Genomic DNA, 13801 nt, shown 5'->3' on the forward strand with positions numbered 1-13801 from the left:
ACGGACAACGGCCGCAGGGTTGTGCGGATCGGCCGTGCGGTTGCTCACGCCTCCAGCGTGCCGTCCGTCAGCCCGTCGTACATGCCGCGCACCAGCCGCTCCCCGAGGCGGCCCACCTGGCGCAGGGCCTGCTCGAACTCGGCGAGCGCGCGGAACCGTTCGCCGTACCGGCGCTGCTCGGCGAGCGGCAGCCGGGGCAGCTGGAGGCGGCGCACGTCGAGGCGGGTGGCGGTGGAGGCGTAGCTGCTGGCCTGGCGCTGGTTGGCGGTGCCGCGCAGGAACCCGGCGAGGAACCAGGGGTCGAGGGCGGCCGGGTCGGGGCGCAGGAGGTGGAGGTTGCGCCCGAGGGCGGCGCCCGCGGTGGCCTCGTCGACGACGCGTGCGACGGGGCCTCCGCCGAGGACGGGGACGACGACGTCGCCGGTGCGCAGCAGGACGGGTTCCTCGCCGTCCGGGGGGCCTTCGGGGAGGGTGCCGCCGGGTTCCCGGCCGGTGAGGACGTCCTGTTCGGTCAGGACGCGGGGGCGGGCGGCGGGCGGGCCGTGGCCGGGGGCGGTGCCGGCGCCGCCGGCGTGGAGGCGGAGGGCGCCGGTGCGGGCGAGTTCGCCGACGGTGACGCCGGGCGGGCGGGCCGGGCCGGCGGGGGCGGGCGCCGGTTCGGCGCGGGTGATGCCGCCGGGCGGCGGGGCCAACTCGGCGGTGCGGCGCAACTGGGCGGCGAGCCGGTCGGCCACGGTCGCCAGCTCGGCCGCGCCGCCGCTCGCCGCGGGGGGCGGCAGGTGGCGGGCGGGCGCGAGGTCCACGTCGTCGTCGAGGAGGTCGATGACGGGCAGGGAGCGGCTGGTGCCGGGGTGCTCGGGGGCGGTGCCGTGCCGCTCGAACGGCGTCCAGGCGTCGAGCACGGCGGTGTGGACGGCCTGCCAGTCGAGCCGGTCGCGGCCGGTCGCGCCGTGCGCGGACGCGTCGACGAGCAGCAGCTCGGGCGACGGGGCGGTGGCGCCGGGTCTGCGCAGCACCCACAGGTGGAGCGGGACGCCGTACGGGGGCGCGGCGCCGGCCGGGAGGGCGACGATCGCGCGGAGGGCGCCGCGGCGCAGCAGGTCGGCGCGGATGCGGCGGCCGGAGCGGCGGGACGCGGCGGCGGGCGGCATGAGCAGCACGGCCGTGCCGCCGGGGCGGAGCCGGGCGAGGGCGTGCTGCACCCAGGCGAGCTCGGACTCCGTGCGGGCGGGCAGGCCGTACTCCCAGCGGGGGTCGTAGGCGAGCTCCTCGTGGCCCCAGTTGCGCTCGTTGAACGGCGGGTGGCAGAGGACCGCGTCGGCAGCGAGGTGCGGGTGGGCGTCGGCGCGCAGCGCGTCGCCCGCGCGGGCGTGGACCTCGGCGCCGGTGTGCAGGGCGAGGTGGAGCGCGCCGAGGGCGGCCAGGTCGGGGTCGGCCTCCTGGGCGTACAGGGCGGCGGGGGCCTCGACGGCGCGGAGCAGGGCGCCCGTACCGCAGGCGGGGTCGAGGACCGTGGGGCGCTCGGCGCGACCGGGCGGGGCGGCGAGGGCGGCCATGAGGGCGGCCGGGCCGGGCGGGGTGAGGGTGAACTGGCGGGGGTGGGCGTCGAGGTGACGGCCCAGCAGGAACTCGAAGGCGGCCGGGGCGCCGCCGCTCCCGGCGGCGAGTTCGACGGCGGCGCGCAGCAGCGGCACGGACGGGGCGAGCGCCTCGGCGGTGGGGGTGGGGACGGGACGGAGGGGGCCCAGCCGGGCGGTGAGAGCGCCGTCGAGGACGGTGGGCAGCAGCTCGGCGAGGTGCTCGTCGGGCACCCGGGTCCCGGCGGGCCACAGGGCGGGCCGTTCGTGGACGAGGAGGAGGGCGCAGCCCGCGTGGACGAGGGCGGTGGCGGCGCCCCCGGGGTGGCCGGCGACCTGCTGCCAGACCCTCTCCCGCAGGGGCACTTCGGCGAGTTTGCCCTGGGCGCGCAGCCAGCGCTCGACGTCGGCCAGCGCGAAGGACGGGCTGGTCTCGGTGCCCCCGACCGGCTTGGGGAAGTCGGCGTGGCGGCGGCGCCAGTTGCTGACGGCGGCCCGGCCGACCCCGGCGAGCCTGGCGATCTCGGCGGCGGTCACCTCTGGTGCGTTCGTGTTCTCCGGCACGTGGCCGCTCCCTCCGTCCGCGATGTGCCCGCATCCTACGGCGAGTACACGATGACACTGTTTCACAGCGTGAGCAGGTAACGAGTAAAGAACGCTTGTTGACTGGGTTCACAAGCTCTGGTGTGATTGACGCATCGCTTCACGGGGCTGCGTCAAGCTCCGTCCCCGTCCCATGACTTCGCCCGGAGGGCATCCATGTCCCACCCCACGCAGCAGCCCCAGTACGGCGCGCCGCACCCCGCTCCGCCCGTCCCGGCCGCTCCGGCGCGCAACGGGCTGGGCACGGCCGCGCTGGTGCTCGGCATCATCGGCACGGTCTCCGGGTTCATCCCGCTGTTCTTCTGGCTCGCGGGGATCCTCGGTCTGCTGGCCCTGATCCTCGGCCTGGTCGGCCGGGGCCGCGCCAAGCGCGGCGAGGCCACCAACAAGGGCGTCACGACGGCCGGCGCGATCCTCGGCCTGGTGGCGCTGATCCTCTCCGTGGTCGGCGCGTACCTCACGTACAAGGCCGTGGACACCGCCGTCGACGAGATCAACAAGGAGCTGAGCAACACCGCCCCGAAGGACACGGCCGGCGGGGACAAGGGCACGGGCGCCGCGGGCGACGCCGGCGGCACGGACGGCGGCGCGGAAGGCGACAAGGTGCCCGAGGTGCTGTCCGCCGACGAGACGATCATCTACGACGACGACCTGAAGATCACCGTCTCGGCGGCGAAGTCCTTCACGCCGAGCGACATCTCCTCCGGCCACACCGCGGGCAACAAGGCGTACAAGGTCACCGTCGTCGTCGAGAACGGCAGCAAGGAGAAGTTCGACGCCGACATGGTCCTCCTGGAGGCCCGCGCCGGCAAGGACGGCGTGACCGCCGAGCAGGTCTACGACGACGGCCTGGACGGCGTCACCGGCACGGTCGCGCCCGGCAAGAAGGCCACCGGCACGTACGCCTTCGACGTGCCCGCCGACGCGAAGACCCTGACCGTCGAGGTCACCCCGGGCTTCGAGCACGAGGCCCAGCAGTGGGAGCTGAAGTTCTGAGCGGACGCCCCGCACCGGGGGCACGGCGTGCGGCGTGCGGTCCCCCGCACGCCGCCGCCCGCCGGGCGTGCGCCGCCGGGTCCACACCCGGTGGCGCACCCACGCGTTCGGCTCGACGTACACGGCGTACCCGTGGGACGCCTCGCAGCGGACCGGCGTCAGCGCGAACGGCACCTCCACCGGCCCGTCCGTGTCGAAGGCGGCCTCCCGCCCCGCCACGGGTCTCCCGGCGGGGCGAGGCGGGGCGGGTCAGGGCAGCGGCTCGCCGGGGCAGCCGTTCAGGACCCGCTTCATCGCGTCCCGCTCGGCGGCGGTGACCCACACCCCGTACTTCTTCTTCACCGCGACTTGCCGGGCCACGTACCGGCAGCGGAACTCCCGCGACGGCGGCAGCCAGGTCGCCGCGTCGCCGTCGCCCTTGCGGCGGTTGGCGGACGAGTCGACGGCGAGCAGGTTCAGCGGGTCGTTGGCGAAGCGCAGGCGCTTGGCCGCGTCCCACTGGCGGGCGCCCTTCTGCCAGGCGTCGGACAGGGCCACCACGTGGTCCACGTCGACCTTGCCGTCGCCCCGCCGGAACTCGATCCGCCGCCCCGTGTACGGGTCCCGCTCGATGACGCCCCGCGCCACCTTGCACCGGTCGCCGTCCTTGTGGCGCACGTCGGTGGCGTCCCGCACGAGGACGTCCTCGCGGGTGCCGCAGCCGTTGCCGTCCGTGTCGGCCCAGGGCCGCCCGAACTCCTCCCGCTCGTACCCGGTCCGGGGCGCCCGGCCCTTGACGGTGAGCGTGTCGACGGCGGCGAGCGCGGTCCCGTCCGCGCCCTCCCTCCCCTCCCCGTCCGCCCCGCACCCGGACAGGGCGAGGACGACGGCCGCGAGCGCGGCGGCGACGGGACGGCGGGCGGCGCGGGCGGCGATCGGCATGGTCGAGATCCTAGAGGGCCGCCCCCGCGCGGGAGGGCTCCTGCGTCCAGCCCGCGGCCATGACGTTGCGGTGGATGTCGAGCGCGGCCGTCGACCGGTTCAGGGTGATGTAGTGCAGCCCCGGCGCGCCCTCCGCCAGGAGGCGGCAGGCCATCGCCGTGGCGTGGTCGACGCCGATGCGGTGGCTCGCCTCCCGGTCGTGCCGGGCGGCCTCCAGGCGGTGGGCGAGGTCCTCCGGGAAGGCCGCGTCGCTGAGTTCGGCGAAGCGGCGGATCTGCCGCACGTCGGTCGCGGGCATGATCTCCGGGATGATCGGGGTGTCGCAGCCCGCGGCGGCGACCCGGTCGCGGAACCGCAGGTAGTCCTCGACGTCGAAGAACATCTGGGTGATGGCGTAGTCGGCGCCGGCCCGGCACTTGTCGACGAAGTGCCGGATGTCCTCCCGCACCGACGCGGAGCGCGGGTGCCCCTCCGGGAACGCCGCGACGCCGATGGTGAAGTCGCCCAGCGACCTGAGCAGTTCGACCAGTTGCCAGGCGTACGTGAGCCCCGCCGGGTGCGGCACCCACGGGCCGCGCGGATCGCCCGGCGGGTCGCCGCGCAGCGCGAGCACGTCCCGGATGCCGGCGTCCGCGTACTGCCCGATGACGCCCCGCAGGCCGGCCACCGAGTGGGCGACGGCGGTGAGGTGGGCGACGGGCCGCAGCGTCGTCTCGGCGGCGATCCGCTCCGTCACGGCGACCGTCCGGTCCCGGGAGGAGCCGCCGGCGCCGTACGTGACCGAGACGAAGGTCGGCGACAGCGGCTCGATCCGGCGGACCGCGTCCCACAGGGCGCGGGTGCCGTCGTCGGTGCGGGGCGGGAAGAACTCGAAGGAGAAGGACGGCGTGCCGCTCGCCAGGACCTCCCGCAGCGAGGGCCGGAGCCGGGTGCTCATGACGCGTCCGCCAGCCGCGCGTCCAGGTCCGGGGCGACCGCCGCGCGGCCGTAGACCTCGTTCATCCGGTCGGCCAGCTCCACCGGCACGATCTTGTACTCCTGCGTGCCGACGGACTCCAGCACCAGCGTCGCCAGGGCGCAGCCCAGTTGGGCCCCGTGCTCCGGCGACCAGCCCCAGGCCAGGCCGGCGAGGTAGCCGGCCCGGAACGCGTCGCCGACGCCGGTCGGGTCGACGGCCCGGTCCGTGGGGACGGCCGGCACGTCCACGCGGGTGCCGTCCGCGGTGGCCATGGTCACGCCCTCCGCGCCGCGCGTGGTGATCCAGGTGCCGACCCGCTCCAGGATCTCCCGCTCGCTCCAGCCGGTGCGCTCCCGCAGCAGGGCGGCCTCGTAGTCGTTGGTGAACAGCAGGCGCGCGCCGTCCACCAGGCGCCGGGCCTGCTCCCCGTCGAGGCGGGCGAGCTGCTGGGAGGGGTCGGCGGCGAAGGGCACGCGCCAACTGCGGCACTCGACGGTGTGCCGCACCATCGCCGTCGGGTCGTTGGGCGCGACGACCACCAGGTCGAGGCCGCCGACGCGGCGCGCGGTGCGGCCCAGCACGATGTCCCGCGCCTCGGTCATGGCACCGGGGTAGAACGTGGCGATCTGGTTCTGGTCGGCGTCCGTGGTGCACACGAAGCGCGCGGTGTGGCGGCTCTCGCTGATGTGCACGGAGGCGGTGTCGACGCCGTGGGAGCGCAGCCAGGCGTCGTACTCGGGGAAGTCCACGCCGGCGGCGCCGACGAGGACCGGCCCGACGCCCAGGCGCCCCAGGCCGACGGAGATGTTGGCGGCCACGCCGCCGCGGCGGACCTCCAGGTCGTCGGCGAGGAACGACAGGGAGACCCGGTCGAGCTGTCCGGGGATCAACTGCTCGGTGAAGCGGCCGGGATAGACCATCAGGTGGTCGGTGGCGATCGAACCGGTCACGGCGATGCGCACGACGTCTTCTCCTCGGAGCGGGTGCGGAGGGGCGGGGTCAGATGCCGGCGGCCGCGCGCAGGGCCTCGACGCGGTCGGTGCGCTCCCACGTGAAGCCCTCGTCCTCGCGGCCGAAGTGGCCGTACGCCGCGGTCCGGGCGTAGATCGGCCGCAGCAGGTCCAGGTCGCGGACGATGGCGGCCGGGCGCAGGTCGAAGACCTCCTCGACCGCCCGGTAGATGCGGTGCACCGCGACGCGGGCCGTGCCGAAGGTCTCCAGGAAGACGCTCACCGGCTCGGCCTTGCCGATGGCGTAGGCGACCTGGACCTCACAGCGGCGGGCGAGCCCGGCGGCCACGACGTTCTTGGCGACCCAGCGCATCGCGTACGCGGCCGACCGGTCGACCTTGGAGGGGTCCTTGCCGGAGAACGCGCCACCGCCGTGGCGGGCCATGCCGCCGTACGTGTCGATGATGATCTTCCGGCCGGTGAGCCCCGCGTCGCCCATCGGTCCGCCGATCTCGAACCGGCCCGTGGGGTTGACCAGGAGCCGGTAGCCGTCGGTCTCCAGTTCGATGCCGCGCTCGGCGAGCTCCTTGAGGACCGGGGTGACGACGTGGTCGCGGACGTCGGGGGTGAGCAGCCCGTCCAGGTCGACGCCGGCGGCGTGCTGCGAGGAGACGACGACCGTGTCGAGGCGCATCGGGCGGCTGCCCTGGTACTCGATGGTGACCTGCGTCTTGCCGTCGGGGCGCAGGTAGGGGACGGTGCCGTCCTTGCGCACGTCGGTCAGGCGGCGCGACAGGCGGTGGGCGAGGTGGATCGGCAGCGGCATCAGCTCGGGCGTCTCGTCCGTGGCGTACCCGAACATCAGGCCCTGGTCACCGGCGCCCTGGAGGGCGATGCCGTCGGCCTCGCACTGGCTGAGGGCTCCGGGCACGCGCGCCTCGTAGGCGAGGTCGACGCCCTGGGCGATGTCCGGGGACTGCGAGCCGAGGGAGACCGAGACGCCGCAGGACGCGCCGTCGAAGCCCTTCGCGGACGAGTCGTAGCCGATCTCCAGGACCTTGGCGCGGACGAGGGCGGGGATGTCGGCGTACGCGGTGGTCGTCACCTCGCCGGCCACGTGCACCTGGCCGGTGGTGATGAGGGTCTCGACGGCGACGCGGGCGGCGGGGTCCTCGGCCAGGAGGGCGTCGAGGATCGTGTCGCTGATCTGGTCGGCGATCTTGTCGGGGTGGCCTTCGGTGACGGACTCGGAAGTGAACAGCCGGGAGGGCATGACGTCTCCTCGTCGGGGTGGGTCGGGGTGGGTCGGCGTACGGGGGAAGGGGCGGAGCGGTACGGGGGATACCGGGCCCTCAGGGCCGCGGGGGAGAGGAAGAACCTGAGGGCCCGGAGCTCGGGGCGGACTGGCAGAACGGGCGGGGCGGTGGGGACGGTCGGGCCGAGCGGGGCGGACGGGTCAGCCGAGCGCGCCGGTGGCCGGGGTGAACAGGCGGGACCTGTCGCCCGGCAGGGGCCGCCCGTGGATCATGACGGTGGTGGAGACGGCCCGGCGCAGGCCCCGCCGGCGCGCCCAGGCCAGCAGCGCGTGCTGCTCGGCGTCGACGTCGAACCGGACCGGCCCCCCGGCCCGGGCGGTGAGCCCGGCCAGCAGGGCCGCGGCCGTCTCCGGGTCGTCGGCGACGACGGGCCCGATGGCGGTCGCGCCGACCGCGTCCCAGGCCATGGCGTACCCGCGGGGGCCGCGCGGCCCGTCGACGACCCGGGTCCGCGCGGCGACGGAGAAGAGGTGGCGCAGCATTCCGGCCCGGTCGGCGCCGAAGACCTCGCCGTCCAGGGCGACGATGCCCGGGAGGTCGTCGGGTCCCGCCGCGCGGGTCGGGTCGCCGTCCCCGGCCGCCGCCGGGGCGGGCGTGCCGGCGCAGCGCACCAGGGTGCCGATCTCCCGGAACCCGAACCGCTCGTAGAGGGGGCGGCCCTGGGGGGTGGCGGTGAGCCACACCGTGTCGGCGGGCGCCCGGTCGAGGGCGTGCCGCAGCAGCCGCGTGCCCAGGCCCCGGCCGGCGTGCGGTTCGGCGACCAGCATCCCGCCGATGGTGGTGACGGCGGTCCCGTACCGGACCGCCCCCACCGCACCGGCCAGTTCGCCGGCCCCGGCGGCCGTGCCCGCCGCCGCGTACGCGCCGTACACGGCGCCGGCCTCGAAGAGCAGGTCCCAGGCGCGGACCTCGGCGGGCCAGCCGCGGCCCCGCGCCAGCGCGAGGCAGGCGGGCAGGGCCGCGCGGTCCAGCCGGTGGACCTCGGCGACGGCGACGGTCACGGGCGGCGGCCCGAGACCGCGGCGATCACCCCGAACCACTCGGCGAAGTCGGGGCCGTCCGGCAGTTCGAGGTAGCGGTCGACCTCCTCCTGGGAGAGGTAGCCCTTCTCCACGAGCGTGGGTCCGGTCTGGCGGATCGTCGGGCGGATCCAGCGGTGGCCCTGCGCGCCCCAGCCGTCCCAACCGCCGAGGGACGGCGCCAGGTCGACGGTGACGTCGGTGAGGCCGAGGCGGGCGATGGTCGACGGCAGCTTGCGCGTCCACCGCATGTCGCCGCCCTGCGAGTTCATCTGCCGCACGATGGCGTCCATGGGCTTGGACCACTCGGGGTGCGCGGTCTCGTCGGACGGGAACCAGTAGCCGTCCACGATCACCAGCCAGCCGCCGGGCGCGAGCCACTTGTACATCCGGGCGAGCACCTCGTCGCGCTCCGGTATGTGCTTGAGCACGGAGCGGGCGTGGATGACGTCGAAGGACTCGGCGGGGAAGTCGTCCACGCGCATGTCGAAGTGGTGGACGCGCAGGTTCGGCGCGTAGTCCTCGTCGAGGTAGCGGGCGTCGATGTCGGCGGACGTGACGGTGCCGCCGGGGAAGCGGTCGGCCAGCCAGTACGAGACGGAGCCCGCGCCGGAGGCCAGGTCGAGGCAGCGGGGCGACTCTCCGAGCGGCAGGGCGGCCAGCGCCTTGGTGCTCACCGGGTCCAGGGCCTGCTGGAGCAGTTCGAGGCGCTCGCGCTCCTCGGGGATGTCCTTGCTGAGGACTCCCGTGCCGTAGGGGTCGTGCTTCATCACATTCCCTCTTCCTCGTGGCGGCCGGCGACGAGCTGTGCGGCAGGTACGCCGAGTTGGTATTCCAGGGCGGTGATCCCCCAGCTGAACCCCATGCCGCTGGTGGCCAGCAGGATGAGGTCACCGCGGTGCAGGCGCTTCCCGTCCAGCAGGTCGCGCAGCGCGATCATCGTGTCGGCGCCGCCCATGTGGCCCAGCCGGTGGTAGTTGAAGACGCTGCGCTCGGGCGGGATGCCGGTCTCGCGCAGCAGCCGCTCGTGCATCGACCGGTCCCCCTGGTTGATCAGGAAGTAGTCGATGTCGGACACCTTCCGGCCGAGGGCGGAGAGGGTGTCGTCCATGAGCGCGGTGAAGTTGTCGACGTAGGCGGTGGCGAGTCCCGGGCGGTGCGCGTCGCGCCGGATGACGACGCGCCCGTCACGGATCTCGCCCTTGTAGTAGTCGGACCAGCTGGGGTCGGTCCGCATCGCGGAGTGCAGGAGCCGGAAGGCGGTGGACTCCCGGGACAGCAGCACGGCGGCGGCCGAGTCGCCGTAGTTGAACAGCGCCTTGGAGTCGGGGTCGTCGTAGTCGACCATCCTGCTGAGCCGGTCGGCGATGAGGACGAGGACGTTCTCGGCACGGCCCAGCAGGATCTCGTGGACGCCGACGCGGATCGCGGTCAGTCCGGCGTTGCAGAAGTTGGTGATCTCGTAGCAGTGGGCGCGCCGGATGCCCAGCGCGTCCGCCACCTTCGCGGCCGGCGACCAGAAGGGGACGTCCCACTCGCCCGAGCCGGCGTAGATGACCTGCTGGACGTCGTCGGGGCCGAGTCCCGTCCGGTCGAGGATCCTGCGGCCGGCCTCCCGGGCCAGTTCCCAGGAGGGCTCGTCCTCGGCGAGCGCGGGGAAGCTCTCGCTGTGGGTGATCTTCAGGATGTCGGCGAGGTCCACGCCGGAGGACCGGGCCGCCTCGGTCATGCTGACGCTCGACGCGGGCAGGACGACCTCTATGTCGGCTATACCGCTCACGGTCAGGCCCGGGCGGCGATGCTGACCCGGTGCACCGTGCGGGGGACGCCGGGCTCGACGTCCGTCGCGGCGTGCAGCGTGGTCTGCGTCTTCCACACGACGAGGTCGTTGGGCGTCCAGCGGTGCGTGTAGACGTGGTCCTCGTCCTGGATGAGGGAGTCCACGAGGGCGAAGAACGCCTCGTTCTCGTTGGCGTCGAAGCCGACGACGCTGTCCATGTACTCCGGGGCGCCGTACAGGTACTCGCGGCCGGTGTACGGGTCCTTGACGACGAGGGGGTGCTCGACCTTGGGGTGCTCGATGTCGATCCACGCCCGGAACTCGGCGACGGACAGGCCCACGTGCTCCTCGCGGATGCGCAGCCGCTTGGCGACGGTGTGGATGCCGTTGCGTCCGGCGATCTTGTTCTTCCACTCGTCGGGGAGCCGGTCGTAGACGTCGACGGCGCTGGCGAAGAGGGTGTGGCCGGTGGTGCTCGGCACGTTGACGCCGTGCAGCATCGTGTACGGGGCGGGGTCGGCGACGAACGACGAGTCCTGGTGCCAGAAGTTGCCGACCCGGGCCACGCCGACGGGCTTGTCGTTCTTCTTCTCGTTCGAGGAGATCATGATCTCCGGCACCTCCGGGTGCCGGTACTTCTGGATCACGAACGGGACGGGGGTGCCCAGGCGGCCGGCGAGGGCCACCTGCTGCTGCGGCGTTATCTCGAAGCCGCGGATCACGACGAGTTCGCGCTGGTTGACCGCGTCCACGAAGGCGTCGACGGTCGCCTGGTCGGCGAAGTCCTCGTAGGTGATGCCCGTGATCTCCGCGCCGATGAAGGGAGTGATCTCCTTGATGTCCACAACGGTCTCCTTAACTGGTCAGCGTTCGCGTCAGGCGTGTGCGCGCCGGTCGGGTGCGCCGGGCGCGCACGGTCAGGCGTTGGCGAGGCACTCCTGTAGGGCCTGTGCGAAACCGTCGATCTGTTCGTCCGTCCGGTACGGCGGGACGGTGACCCGCAACCGCTCGGTGCCGAGCGGCACGGACGGGAAGTTGATGGGCTGGACGTAGATCCGGTGCTTCTCCAGCAGCAGGTCGGTGACCCTGCGCACCCGCTCGCTGCCGGGGATCATCACCGGGATGATGTGGTGCGCGGCGTCCAGGAAGGGGATGTCCCGCTCCCGCAGGGCGGCCTTCATCCGCAGGGACCTGTCGGTCAGCCGGCGGCGCAGCCCTTCGCCGTCCTGCACGAGCTCCAGCGCCTTGAGCGTGGCGTCCATGCACGCCTGCGGGAGCGAGGTGGTGAAGATGAAGCCGGGGGCGTGCGAGCGGATGAAGTCCACGGCCGTGTCGGGGCCCGCGACGTAGCCGCCGACGGTGCCGAGCGCCTTGCCGAAGACGCCCTGGACGAAGGTGGGCCGGGTCTCGCCGATGGCCTCGCACAGCCCGGCGCCGGTCGGCCCCATCGCGCCGATGGCGTGGGTCTCGTCGAGGTACGTCAGGGCGTTGTACCGCTCGGCCAGGTCGCAGATCCGGGAGACCGGCGACATGTCGGCGTCCATGGAGTACACCGACTCGAAGACGATCAGCTTGGGCTGGTCCGGGTCACACGCGGCGAGCTGCTCCTCCAGGGCGTCCACGTCGTTGTGCGGGAAGATCCGCTTCTCGCACTGGGAGCGGCGGATGCCCTCGATGAGGGAGCGGTGGTTGTTCTCGTCGGAGAAGGCGACGATGCCGGGTATCTCGGACAGCAGCACGCTGAGCGACTCGAAGTTCGCCACGTACCCGCTGGAGAACACGAGTGCGCGCTCCTTGCCGTGCCAGCGGGCCAGCCGCTCCTCCAGCTCGGCGTGGGTGGTGCTGGTGCCCGCGATGTTGCGGGAGCCGCCCATGCTGGTGCCGTGCCGGGCGGTGGAGTCGATCTGCGCCCGGATCAGCTCGGGGTGCTGGCTGAGTCCGAGGTAGTCGTTGGTGCACCAGACTTCGATCTCTTCGCCCTCGTGCAGGGTCTGCCCGGGGCTGGTGGACATGTGGGCGGTCGGGAAGTAGCTGCGGTACAGGCCGTTGCTCTTCATGAGCCGCAGCTTCTCGCTGAAGGTGACGAACGCCGGTTGGGGCGCCGTGACAGGACTGGCGGTCATGGTGTGGCGGTCCTTCGGTGTCGTGTCCGCTGGGGAGGCGGTTCCGCTGGGGAGGCGGGGTGGCGGCCGGCGGTCCGGAGGCTCAGCCGGAGGTGCCGGGCCGCACCGCCGCGCCCTCGGGGGCCGCGCCGTCCGCGGTGGTCTGCGGCGCGGGCTTCTTCTCCAGCGCGCCGGACAGGATGGTCAGGGCGAGGGCGGCGGCCGCGAGAAGGGCGCCGATCCAGTTGGGCGAGGTGTAGCCGTAGCCGGCGTCGATGGCCAGGCCGCCGAGGTAGGCACCGGCGGCGATGCCGACGTTGGAGGCCGAGACGGTGACGACGGCGGCGAGGGTGGGCGCGCCCTCGGCCTTGCTGATGACCCGGGTCATCAGGCCGGGTACGGTCGCGAACCCGGCCGCGCCCATGAGGACGAGCGTGATCGCCGCCAGCACCTTGTTGTGCGCGGTGGCGGAGAAGAGGGCGAGGGTGAGCGTCAGGGCGGCGAGCGCGACGCCGAGCGTGGGCAGCAGGGCCCGGTCGGCGAACCGGCCGCCGATCGTGTTGCCCGCGACCAGGCCGGCGCCGAACAGCACCAGCAGCGGGGCGATGGCCGCGGAGGCGTACCCGGTGACCTCGGTGAGCAGGGGTGCCACGTACGTGAACGAGGTGAACAGCGCGCCGAGGCTGAAGGCGGTCATGGCGAGGGCGATGAGCACCTGCGGGCGGCGGAAGACGGCGATCTCCTGGCGGAGGCCGGCGGTCTGCGCGCCGCGCTGGGCCGGGAGCAGCACCATGATGCCGACGAAGCCGATCGCGCCGATGACGACGAGCATCCAGAACGTGGCCCGCCAGCCGAAGTGCTGGCCGACCCAGGTGCCGAGCGGGGCGCCCACGACGTTCGCGATGGCGCCGCCCGCGAACACCATGGACACGGCGCGCGCCTTCTTCGACGCCTCGACGAGGTCGGCGGCGACGACGGACGCGAGGCCGATGAAGGACCCGTGGCAGGTGGCCGTGACGATGCGGCCGGCCATCAGGACCTCGTAGCCCGGGGACAGCGCGGACAGCAGGTTGCCCGCGATGAAGATGCCCATGAGTCCGAGCAGGACGGCCTTCCTCGGCAGGCGGATACCGGCGGAGACCAGGAGCGGTCCGCCGATGACGACGCCCAGCGCGTATCCGGAGATGAGATAGCCGGCCCCGGACACGGAGACCGACAGGTCGTCGGCGACATCGGACAGCAGTCCCATGATGACGAACTCGGTGGTTCCGATTCCGAAGGTGCTCAAGGTGAGCGCGACAAGTGCGAGCGGCATCCGCATTACCTCTTCGTTCCGCGTGACAGCTCCGCGTCATCCGATCGGGAAGGTCGGGACGCGCTGGGGTGGACTGCACGTGCGAGAGGAGCCGCGGTCGGAGGGACCGTGCGGCTCCCGTTCTGAGGTGGACGCTACAAACAGACTTGTCTGCTTGTCAACGCGGATGAGACAGCCCATGACAGGGAAATCAGGTTCGCTTTGCCCGTATTGCCCCTTATCTAGCGAGAAAGTTCAAGGCAAAAAGACTGAGGTGGGCGATCG

General features: G+C 73.4%; 12 protein-coding genes and 1 pseudogene. 1 reads left to right on the plus strand and 12 read right to left on the minus strand.

Going from position 1 to position 13801, the window contains the following annotated elements; genetic code table 11:
• Nucleotides 1-44: 44 nt before the first annotated feature.
• Nucleotides 45-2114 carry an N-6 DNA methylase gene (locus tag AC07D6_RS19630; RefSeq protein ID WP_479046203.1) on the minus strand — a complete coding sequence of 690 codons (2070 nt, stop codon included), beginning with the start codon at nucleotides 2112-2114 and terminating at the stop codon, nucleotides 45-47.
• A 222-nt stretch (nucleotides 2115-2336) separates the two neighbouring features.
• Between AC07D6_RS19630 and AC07D6_RS19635 the strand changes: the two genes are divergently transcribed.
• Complete coding sequence (locus tag AC07D6_RS19635; RefSeq protein ID WP_315881064.1) at nucleotides 2337-3176, plus strand: DUF4190 domain-containing protein; 840 nt, start codon at nucleotides 2337-2339, stop codon at nucleotides 3174-3176.
• Between the two features lie 84 nt (nucleotides 3177-3260).
• Here AC07D6_RS19635 and AC07D6_RS19640 read toward each other — a convergent pair.
• The 11 genes and pseudogenes from AC07D6_RS19640 to AC07D6_RS19690 all read right to left on the minus strand — a co-directional run.
• Nucleotides 3261-3374, minus strand: a pseudogene (locus AC07D6_RS19640) (N-acetyltransferase); the annotation flags it as partial.
• Nucleotides 3375-3425: 51 nt separating this feature from the next.
• Nucleotides 3426-4097, minus strand: a complete 672-nt coding sequence (locus AC07D6_RS19645; protein WP_479045978.1) for an HNH endonuclease family protein — start codon at nucleotides 4095-4097, stop codon at nucleotides 3426-3428.
• 10 nt (nucleotides 4098-4107) lie between these two features.
• Nucleotides 4108-5034, minus strand: coding sequence for a methylenetetrahydrofolate reductase [NAD(P)H] (metF, locus tag AC07D6_RS19650; protein WP_479045980.1), 927 nt, complete (start codon nucleotides 5032-5034; stop codon nucleotides 4108-4110).
• Nucleotides 5031-6017, minus strand: coding sequence for a carbohydrate kinase family protein (locus AC07D6_RS19655; RefSeq protein ID WP_479045982.1), 987 nt, complete (start codon nucleotides 6015-6017; stop codon nucleotides 5031-5033). Before AC07D6_RS19655 ends, metF begins: the two co-directional genes overlap by 4 nt.
• A 37-nt stretch (nucleotides 6018-6054) precedes the next feature.
• Nucleotides 6055-7278 (minus strand): methionine adenosyltransferase, encoded by a 1224-nt coding sequence (gene metK, locus AC07D6_RS19660; protein ID WP_479045985.1) that lies wholly within the window; start codon nucleotides 7276-7278, stop codon nucleotides 6055-6057.
• Between the two features lie 183 nt (nucleotides 7279-7461).
• On the minus strand, nucleotides 7462-8322 hold the full coding sequence (locus AC07D6_RS19665; protein WP_479045988.1) for a GNAT family N-acetyltransferase: 861 nt from the start codon (nucleotides 8320-8322) through the stop codon (nucleotides 7462-7464).
• Entirely contained in the window at nucleotides 8319-9110 is a 792-nt protein-coding gene (locus tag AC07D6_RS19670; protein ID WP_479045991.1) for a class I SAM-dependent methyltransferase, read from the minus strand. Before AC07D6_RS19670 ends, AC07D6_RS19665 begins: the two co-directional genes overlap by 4 nt.
• Nucleotides 9110-10120, minus strand: a complete 1011-nt coding sequence (locus tag AC07D6_RS19675) for a 3-oxoacyl-ACP synthase III family protein (protein WP_315880867.1) — start codon at nucleotides 10118-10120, stop codon at nucleotides 9110-9112. Before AC07D6_RS19675 ends, AC07D6_RS19670 begins: the two co-directional genes overlap by 1 nt.
• A 2-nt stretch (nucleotides 10121-10122) precedes the next feature.
• Nucleotides 10123-10965: a TauD/TfdA dioxygenase family protein gene (locus AC07D6_RS19680; protein WP_479045994.1), complete on the minus strand. Its 843-nt coding sequence runs from the start codon at nucleotides 10963-10965 to the stop codon at nucleotides 10123-10125.
• 72 nt (nucleotides 10966-11037) lie between these two features.
• Nucleotides 11038-12243, minus strand: coding sequence for a 5-aminolevulinate synthase (gene hemA, locus AC07D6_RS19685; protein ID WP_315880865.1), 1206 nt, complete (start codon nucleotides 12241-12243; stop codon nucleotides 11038-11040).
• Nucleotides 12244-12325: 82 nt separating this feature from the next.
• A complete protein-coding gene (locus AC07D6_RS19690) occupies nucleotides 12326-13537 on the minus strand; it encodes an MFS transporter (protein WP_479045998.1) in 1212 nt (403 codons plus the stop codon).
• Nucleotides 13538-13801 lie beyond the last annotated feature (264 nt).

The organism is Streptomyces sp. NPDC045287 (genome assembly GCF_056432325.1).